We start from the raw sequence: 8,664 nt of genomic DNA, 5'->3' as shown, positions 1-8,664 counted from the left end.
CACTGACGAGGAGATAACGGCGCGATGCCGAAGAACAAGACGCACAGCGGTACCATCCCGGCCCTGGTGGGCGGGGGTCCGGCCGTCGTGACGGTGCGTCGGGCGGTCAGCCGCGCTCGGCGGCGACGAGGGCGGGGAACGCCTCCGCCAGTGCCTCGTGCCAGTCGCGGACCGGCGTGATCCCGGCGGCGGACCAGCGGTCGTGTCCGAGCACGCTGTACGCCGGGCGGGGGGCGGGCCGCACGAAAGCCTCGCTGGTGGTGGGACGGACCCGCTCGGGGTCCGCGCCCAGCAGCCGGAAGATCTCCCGGGTGAAGCCGAACCAGGTCGTCTCGCCACCGCTGGTGCCGTGGTAGACGCCGGCCGGGGCGTCGCCCGCGAGCGCGGCGCGGCCGAGGGCGACCAGGTGGTCCGCCAGGTCGACGGTCCACGTCGGCTGGCCACGCTGGTCGTCGACGACGTCCAGGGTGTCCTTGATGCCCTCCAGCTTGATCATCGTGCGGACGAAGTTCCCGCCGCCCGCTCCGTACAGCCAGGCCGTACGGACCACGTAACCGGTCTCCGGGAGGGTCTCCAGCACCGCGCGCTCACCGGCGAGCTTGGTACGCCCGTAGGCGCTGCGCGGGGCGGTGGGGGCTTCCTCGGCGTACGGCTTGTCGGCGTCGCCGGCGAAGACGTAGTCCGTGGAGACCTGGAGCAGGACGGCGCCGTGCTCGCGGCACGCCTCGGCGAGGACCGCCGGGCCCGTGCCGTTGACGCGCAGCGCGGCCTCCTCCTGGCTCTCCGCGTCGTCCACGGCGGTCCAGGCGGCGCAGTTGACGACGACCGCGGGGCGGTGCTCCGCGAACGCGGCGGCCACCGCGGCCGGGTCGGCGACGTCGAGCGCCGCGCGGTCGGCTGCGACCGCTACGACGCCGTCCGCAGCCAGCTTCGCCAGCACGTCACGGCCCAGCATGCCGCCGGCTCCGGTCACCAGCCAGACGGGGCTCACAGGGCGGCCCGGTCCTTCAGCGGCTCCCACCAGGCGCGGTTGTCGCGGTACCACTGCACGGTCTCGGCGAGGCCCTGCTTGAAGTCCTTGCGCGGAACGTAGCCGAGCTCCTCGCGGATCTTGGTGCAGTCCACGGAGTAGCGGCGGTCGTGGCCCTTGCGGTCCTCGACGTAGGTGACGCTGGTCTCCCAGTCGGCGCCGCAGGCTTCCAGCAGCAGGCCGGTGAGCTCCTTGTTGGAGAGCTCGGTGCCGCCGCCGATGTTGTAGACCTCGCCGGCACGGCCCTTCGTGCGGACCAGCTCGATGCCCTGGACGTGGTCGTCGATGTGCAGCCAGTCGCGGACGTTGGCGCCGTCGCCGTAGAGCGGGACGGTCTTGCCGTCGAGCAGGTTGGTGACGAAGAGCGGGATGACCTTCTCGGGGAAGTGGTGGTGCCCGTAGTTGTTGGAGCAGCGGGTCACCCGCACGTCGAGGCCGTGGGTGCGGTGGTACGAGAGCGCGATGAGGTCGCTGGACGCCTTCGCCGAGGAGTACGGCGAGTTGGGCTCCAGCGGGTGCGTCTCGGGCCAGGAGCCCTCGTCGATCGAGCCGTAGACCTCGTCGGTGGAGATGTGCACGAAGGTCTTGATCCCGGCCAGGTGCGCGGCGTGGATCAGGGTGTGGGTGCCCACGACGTTCGTACGGACGAACTCGGCGCCCCCGTCGATGGAGCGGTCCACGTGCGACTCGGCGGCGAAGTGCACCACCTGGTCGTGGTCGGCCATGAGCTTGCCGACGAGCTCGGCGTCGCAGATGTCGCCCTGCACGAAGGAGAAGCCCGGGTGGTCGCGGACCTCGTCGAGGTTGGCGGGGTTGCCCGCATAGGTGAGCTTGTCCAGCACCGTGACGGTGATGTCGCCGGGGCCCTGGGGGCCGAGGACGGTACGGACGTAGTGCGAGCCGATGAAGCCGGCTCCGCCGGTCACCAGGATGTTGGTCGTCATGAGGAGATCTGCACCTTGCTGTGGTCGCCGAGAACGAGTCGGTGGGCGGACGGGTTGCGGGGCGCCGGGGTGACCTCGACGTCGCGGCCGATGAGCGACGCCTCCACGCGGCGGACGCCGGTGATGGAGGCTCCCCGGAGCACGATGGAGTACTCGATCTCGCTGTCCTCGATCCGGCAGCCCTCGGAGATCGAGGTGAACGGACCGACGTACGCGTCGCTGATGACCGAACCGGCCCCGATGATCGCGGGACCGACGATGCGGCTGCCGGTGACCTTCGCGCCGGGCTCGATCCGCACGCGGCCGATGATCTCGCTGTGCTCGTCCACCTCCGCGCCGTCCGCGGCCGGTTCGACGGTCTCCAGGACGGACCGGTTGACCTCCAGCATGTCGGTGACGTTGCCGGTGTCCTTCCAGTAGCCGGAGATCGTGGTGGAGCGGACGTTGCGCTGCTGGTCGATCAGCCACTGGATGGCGTGGGTGATCTCCAGCTCGCCGCGCCAGGACGGCTCGATCGAGCGGACGGCCTCGTGGATCGCCGGGGTGAAGAGGTAGACGCCGACGAGGGCGAGGTCGCTCTTGGGCTCCTTCGGCTTCTCCTCCAGCGCGACGACGCGTCCGTCGGCGTCCAGTTCCGCGACGCCGAAGGAGGTCGGGTTGGGAACCCGGGTCAGCAGGATCTGCGCGTCGGGGCGGTCCCCGCGGAAGCCCTCGACCAGGCCGGTGATGCCGCCGACGATGAAGTTGTCGCCGAGGTACATCACGAAGTCGTCGTCGCCGAGGAAGTCGCTCGCGATGAGCACCGCGTGCGCCAGGCCGAGAGGCGCCTCCTGCGGGATGTAGGTGACCTTGATGCCGAGCGCGGAGCCGTCGCCGACCGCTTCGCGGATCTCGGCGGCGGTGTCACCCACGATGATGCCGACCTCGGTGATGCCGGCGTCCGCGATCGCTTCGAGTCCGTAGAAGAGGACCGGCTTGTTGGCGACCGGCACCAATTGCTTCGCGGACGTGTGGGTGATCGGGCGCAGGCGCGTGCCCGCCCCACCGGAGAGTACGAGTGCCTTCACGTGTGCTGTCCCCAAGCTGCGTGGTCGGTGGCCGGAAGCCGGATGGCAGGCGTTCCCGAGGCCGCTTTCATTCCATGGGATATTACTTCGAGTTTCTGCGGAGTATCCCGACGAGTAACTCGGCCTCCGCCGCACCCGGCCGCCCGCTCGGCTTCCGTGGGGTCACACGGAGGACTTCCACCGCCTCATGTCGCGACGAACCCGGCGAACCACCCTGCGTGCCAGTGTGGGCGCGACCCCGCCCTGCCCCGGCTTCGGCCTCGCGGGCGCCTGCAGCCGCTTGCTGGCGGACCACTCGGGCACCGTCATCTCGAACACCTCGTCGGGGATGTCCGCCCCGGGCTTCCGGAAGTGCGGGTACGCGAGGTAGACGGCGTCCCCCTGGTCGGCCCGCACGACCTTCGGCGTGTGCCGGGCGGCGATGTAGCGGTGCATCTCGGCCAGCAGGTCCAGCCGGCCACGGGCGACGCATTCGAGCCGGAGGCGCTCGTTCACCTTGATCAGCTTCGCGACGCCCGGGGTCCAGTACTTCGCGATCGGGGCGGCCAGCTCCAGCTTGTGGGCGCGCACCTGCTCACTCTCCTCGATCACGGCCGGGCCGAACTGCTGGATCAGCCCCACGGTGAACGGGCGCGCCATCAGGAAATCGCGCTTCGGTCCCTCGGGCACCAGCGCCGCGATGAGCTCGACCAGGGCCGTCAGCGCCTCGAACCGGGGCTCGTAGCCGCCGCTGCGGGTGACGTGCAGGCCGTCGTCACGGCCCACCAGGTAGTAGCAGACGTACTCGGAGACGACGGAGACACCTGCGCCCCGGAGGTAGGCCTCCATGGTGAAGATGGCGTCCTCGCCGTTGCGCATCTTCTCGTCGAAGGTGATCCCGTGGCGGGACAGCAGCTCGCGGCGGAAGAGCTTCTGGGCGCTGAGGGTGTAGATCACGCGGGAAGCGAAGACGTCGACGCGCTCCTCGTCCTGGCGCTTCCACATCGAACCCGCGGCACCGCGGTTGACCCCCACCATCTTGCCGAGCACCACGTCGGTGCCGGCCTTGTCGGCGAGGGCGACCATGCGCTCCAGCGCCTCGAAGCCGAGGAAGTCGTCGGCGTCGAGGAAGAAGACGAACCGGCCGCGGGCCCTGGCGAGGCCCACGTTGCGCGGGCCGCTCGGGCCTCCGGAGTTGGCCTGGTGGATCACGGTGGTGGGAACGGCGGTACGCGCGGCGAACTCGTCCAGGTACGCACCGGTGCCGTCCGTCGACCCGTCGTCGACCGCGACGATTTCGAAGCGGTCCGCGGGGAGGGTCTGCGCGTCCAGCGACTGGAGGCAGCGGACGAGATAGGGCATGGCTTCATAGGCGCCGATAATCACACTGACATCTGGAATTCGAGTGTCATTCACGAATACACATGACAGTGAACACACAGAATTAGTTATGCGCACCCCATAAGTGCGATAAGTGACGTACATCACAATGGCCCGTTCTGACCCCTCGCGGGGTCGGAACGGGCCATTGATCATTTCTTTTCGATCATCTGCGGCGGAATTCAGCCGCCCACGGGCTCACCGAGATGAGCGGTACCGAGATTGCGCGCCTCGGCCCGGGCGGCCAGTGCCTGGACGGCACGGTCGAACCGGACGAGCGAGGACGGCTCGTCGGGGCCGAGCAGGTACGCCTTCAGCTCGCGCCTGCCCTCGGCCAGGTCGTCCGCGGCCGGGTCGGACACGGCCGCGAGCAGCCGGTCCAGCTCGCTCGCGTCGTTGGAGAGGATCACCGCGGCCCGGACGGCCGTGTTCTGGCGCTTGAACTCCTCCTCGCCCAGCTCGGCCGAGTCGGTCACCGCGTACGGCTTGCCGCTGGCGATGAAGTCGGAGACCACGCTGGAGATGTCCGAAACCATCGCGTCCGACTCGTTGAAGCAGTCGTACAGGCGCATGGCCGACCCGGAGATGACCTGGTGCTGCCACCAGCCCCGGGAGCGCCAGTAGGCGGTGTTCCAGTCGTCCCGCAGCTTCGCGGTCTCGGCCTCGCGCACCGGGTCGGCCAGCGAGTTGCGGGAGAGTTCGGCCTCGTCGCGGGCCGTCTCGCCCGTGCCGCCGGCCAGCTCGGCGAGCCGCGCCTCGATGCGGGCCAGCTCGGCCGCGGCCTCGGCCTGCTCGCCCCGGAGCGCCGCGCTCTCCTCGGCCCAGCGCGCGTCGGTGGCGCGGCGGGCTGCCGCGCCCTCGATCATCGCGGTGATCCGCAGATGGGCGGCGGCGGCCTTGCGGCTGCGGGTGCCGGTGAACGGGTGCGGCTTGTAGAGCACCCGGACGGGCTTCTCGGACTCCAGCAGCCGGCGGACGATGTTCTCACCGGCGAGCAGCAGCGAGGTGTTGCCCGGGTTGTCGTCCCAGCCCTCCCAGGTGGGGGCGTACAGCACGGTCGGGACGGCGTTCTTCGGCGTGCCGCTCCAGGTGGTGATGGTGGCCAGCTGCGGCCGTCCCACCTCCACGATGTCGTCGTCGCGGACGCCTACGTCGGCCAGCGCGTAACGGTCGCGGCCCGCCCGGCCCGCGGTCCAGACCTCGTCGTACGCCTTGCTGTACGGGTTGACACTGGCCAGCTTGTCGCTGTCGCCGTGACCGATGAAGACGTGCTTCATGGTCGGCACGCGCAGCATGTGGATGTTCTTGCCGACGTTGGCCGCGTAGAGCGCGACCCGCACCGTCGAGAGGTCCAGGTTCATCAGGTGCACGCCGCCCGGGACGCAGAGGACCGGGACGGAGGTGCCGGCGAGCTGCGGGACGATGGACCGTTCGCGCAGCACGACCATCGGCCGGCCGTCGAGCTTCCCCATGGTCTCCAGCCACATGTTGACCTGGTAGGCCGAGTCCTTGGAGCCGGAGAAGTAGAGGATGACGGTCGGCTTGTACTCCCGCAGCCATGTGTCCACGGCCGCCAGGACCTTCGCTTCCGGCGGCACGAGGCGGCTGGGCCGGACGTAGGGCAGCAGCGCGAGGATGTAGACCACCGCGAGGAAGAGCGTCAGCCCGAGGCCCGCGTAGGCGAACGCGTCGGTGCCGGTCTTGAGCGCGACCAGCACGCCCACCACGGCGAACACGTCGAAGTGGAGCATCTTCTCGGCCGGGCGGTTCATCAGGAGCAGCGGCGGGGCGTCCCCTATCCCGACGGGGCCGAGGTCGATGTTCCGGGTGACCACCGGCAGCTTGCGGCGGAGGCGGACGAGGGTCACCATCGCGCTCTGCGGCGCCTGGAGCCCGTAGAACGCCAGGAGGCAGGCGACCGTCGTGTAGAAGAACGCGCCCTCGCCGTATCCCATGCGCGACATGAGCAGGATCAGCAGCAGCTCACGCACGAGGAAACGGATCGACAATCCGGCCCGGACGGCGGCGAGGCGATTGACGAGATAACTTCCGCAGTGGTGCAAATACCGGTCGGCCAGATATGTGACGAGGACCGATGCGGCGAAGAACCAGATATTGGGGAGTATCGCCGCGAGCATGACGCACGGGAATCCCAGGGCCAGGAGAATTGCGGCGGCGAGCTCAGAACCGCTGCCCACTCTCGCCACGCGAATGGCTTTCGAAAACACGAAGTACCGCTCCCGAGGGTTCCGACTTATACCTTGCGGGGAAATTGTGAAGAAATAGCTTCACGAATGCTTCACGAATTCGGACCCCTGTCGTTCACGTGAAGGTGAACGACAGGGGTCCGAATGGTGGATTGTCAAGCAGTATTACACATCAGCCTGTCGGTCCAGCACGGCGGCCAGCGCCTGCTCGAAGCCCGACGCCTCGGAGGCGCCCCGGGTCGGGTCCTGCTGCCGGACGTCGATGACGTGCCCGGTCATCTCGGAGAGCAGCACGTCGAGCGAGGTCCGGGCGACCGCCTCGGAGGAGAGCAGCGAGCCGGAGGGCTCGTCGCCGAAGGCCTTCGTACGCATCGGGGTGGCGGTGCGTTCCGGGTTCACGCAGTTCACGCGCACCCCGTCGCCGGCCCACTCGTCCGAGAGCGCCTGGGTGAGGTTCACCATGGCGGCCTTGGTGGAGGAGTACAGGCTGTACTCGGCCCGGCCCCGGGTGTAGCTGCTGGAGGTGTAGAGGAGCAGCTGGCCCTTGGACTCGGCGAGGTACTTGTGCGAGGCGCGGGCGATCTGGACCGGCGCGAGGTAGTTGACGTTCAGGGCTTCCTGGATCGTCGCGTTGTCGGTCTCGGCCAGCTTGCCGATCCGCAGCACCCCGGCGGTGTTGACGACGTAGTCGACCCGGCCGGTCTCGGCGTAGGCCGTGGAGAGCGCGTCGTCGATGTGCTCCGGGTTCTCCACGTGCGTGCCCGTGGTGGACCGGCCGAGCGCGTAAACCTTGGCGCCGAACGACTCGGCGAGGGCGGCGATGTCCGCGCCGATCCCGTAGGAGCCGCCGAAGACGACCATGGTCTTCCCGGTCAGCGCGTCCCGGTAGGCCGCGTCGTCAGCGGGCGAGGGCACGGCGGTGGAGGCCAGCTGGAAGAGCTTGTCCGCGATGAAGACGTCGACCGGCTGCGTCACCTTCATGTTGTACTCGTCACCCGCGACCACGTAGATCGGCACGTCGGGCAGGTACTTCAGGACCACCGAGCAGTCGTCGGTCGCCTGGAAGTTCGGGTCGCCGGCCGCGACCTCGTACGCCCGGCGGATGGTGGAGAGCTTGAACGCCTGCGGCGTCTGACCCCGGCGCAGGCGGGAGCGGTCGGGGACCTCGGTGATGAACTCGCCGTCACCGCCGTGTGTGCGGGTCACGATGATGGTGTCCGCGGACGGGATGGCGACGTCCACCGCCTCGTAGCGTCCGAGGGCGTCCACGCAGTCCGTGATGACGCGCTGCGAGAGCAGGGGGCGCACGGCGTCGTGGAAGAGGACGTTGCGGTCCTCGCCCTCCGCCAGACCCTCGCCGAGCACGGAGATGGCCCGCTCGGTGGTCTCGTTGCGCGTCGTCCCGCCCTCGATGACCTTGACGACCTTGGTCAGACCGGCCTTCGCGACGATCTTCTCGACGTCGGGGACATAACCGGGCGCCATCAGCACGATGATGTCGTCGATCGACTCGGACTGCTGGAAGATCGACAGGGTGTGCTCGATGACAGCCTTGCCTGCGATCTTCAGCAGCTGCTTGGGGATGGACAGCCCCACGCGCTGACCGGTACCCCCGGCGAGCACGACTGCGGTGGTACGGGCTTGGGCTATGTGCTGCACAGACACAGACGACCTACCTTGCGAGGGCTCGGGAACCCCCCGATGGTTGCACTCTCCGTTACCATCTCGCAAGGTGGACGTCGAGTGGCGGTAGTGTCCACGACACCCGCCGTTCCCGTGTGAGCAGCGCCGTTACCTGCGAAAGCGCCTCGCGGGCAGGTGACCGAAACCACACGGTTGAGCGTTCTGCGGCCCGACTGAGCGGAGCGGGCGGCCTCGTCGTTTCACCCGACCGGCCGATACGCGCGGCCCCCGTCCCACCCGTCCGGGCGCGACGGCCCCCACCGTTTCCGCGCCCGCTTCCGGCGACCGCTTCCGACCGGGCCGAGCACCACGATGTCGCTCCCACGTAGGCCGGGGCGGCGACGCAGATGGTGACCGAGTCCGGGTCCCGGCCC

At 69.2% G+C, this 8,664-nt stretch carries 6 protein-coding genes; all 6 read right to left on the bottom strand.

The window, feature by feature from the left end:
• Nucleotides 1–106: 106 nt before the first annotated feature.
• Nucleotides 107–991, bottom strand: coding sequence for a dTDP-4-dehydrorhamnose reductase (gene rfbD / locus ACWD3D_RS28640; RefSeq protein WP_451463678.1), 885 nt, complete (start codon nt 989–991; stop codon nt 107–109).
• Nucleotides 988–1,974, bottom strand: coding sequence for a dTDP-glucose 4,6-dehydratase (gene rfbB / locus ACWD3D_RS28635; RefSeq protein ID WP_266704268.1), 987 nt, complete (start codon nt 1,972–1,974; stop codon nt 988–990). The genes rfbD and rfbB overlap by 4 nt, the downstream gene beginning before the upstream one ends.
• Entirely contained in the window at nt 1,971–3,041 is a 1,071-nt protein-coding gene (locus ACWD3D_RS28630) for a glucose-1-phosphate thymidylyltransferase (protein ID WP_266704270.1), read from the bottom strand. Before ACWD3D_RS28630 ends, rfbB begins: the two co-directional genes overlap by 4 nt.
• A 162-nt stretch (nt 3,042–3,203) precedes the next feature.
• A complete protein-coding gene (locus ACWD3D_RS28625; protein ID WP_451463677.1) occupies nt 3,204–4,436 on the bottom strand; it encodes a glycosyltransferase family 2 protein in 1,233 nt (410 codons plus the stop codon).
• A 146-nt stretch (nt 4,437–4,582) separates the two neighbouring features.
• The gene (locus ACWD3D_RS28620) at nt 4,583–6,628 is read right to left on the bottom strand and encodes a hypothetical protein (RefSeq protein WP_451463676.1); all 2,046 of its coding nucleotides are present in this window, start codon (nt 6,626–6,628) and stop codon (nt 4,583–4,585) included.
• 144 nt (nt 6,629–6,772) lie between these two features.
• The gene (locus ACWD3D_RS28615) at nt 6,773–8,272 is read right to left on the bottom strand and encodes a bifunctional cytidylyltransferase/SDR family oxidoreductase (protein ID WP_266704276.1); all 1,500 of its coding nucleotides are present in this window, start codon (nt 8,270–8,272) and stop codon (nt 6,773–6,775) included.
• Nucleotides 8,273–8,664: the final 392 nt, after the last annotated feature.

This window comes from Streptomyces sp. NPDC002690 (assembly GCF_053592415.1).
Note: the sequence above shows the minus strand (reverse complement) of the source record. Positions and strands in the feature narration are given on the sequence as shown.

Coding starts and splice junctions, on each gene's coding strand:
- rfbB (WP_266704268.1), bottom strand. CDS start 1,974: ATGACGACCAACATCCTGGTGACCGGCGGAGCCGGCTTCATCGGCTCG.